General features: G+C 69.0%; 1 protein-coding gene. It reads left to right on the forward strand.

Annotation, left to right across the window (positions count from 1 at the left end; translation table 11 throughout):
* Window positions 1-416, forward strand: a 416-nt coding sequence (ruvA, locus tag ACTFO6_RS17765; protein ID WP_439935747.1) for a Holliday junction branch migration protein RuvA, incomplete at both ends; no start/stop codon positions are given.

Genomic DNA, 416 nt, shown 5'->3' on the forward strand with positions numbered 1-416 from the left:
GTGCGGGAGGACGCCCATCAGCTCTTCGGCTTCTGGACCGAAGGGGAGCGCCGCACCTTCCGGCAGTTGCTGAAGATCGCCGGCATCGGCGCGCGCACGGCCCTGGCGGTTCTCTCCGGTCTTTCGGTGCAGGAGCTGAACCAAGCGGTGGCGAGCCAGGACGCCGGACGCCTCACCAAGATCCCTGGCATCGGCAAGAAAACCGCGGAGCGGCTGCTGCTGGAGCTAAGAGAACGGCTCAAGGCCGAGGCAGGCACGGCGGCCGCGCCAGCGGGTGTGTCGCCGGGCGGCGACATCCTCAATGCGCTCCTGGCCCTGGGCTATAATGACCGCGAAGCTCAGTGGGCCGTGGGGCGGCTCGACGCCGGCCTCTCCGTGGCCGACGGCATCCGGCAGGCGCTCAAGCTGCTTTCGAA

Source organism: Pelomicrobium sp. G1 (assembly GCF_051905455.1).
In the GTDB taxonomy this organism is placed as follows: domain Bacteria; phylum Pseudomonadota; class Gammaproteobacteria; order Burkholderiales; family UBA6910; genus Pelomicrobium.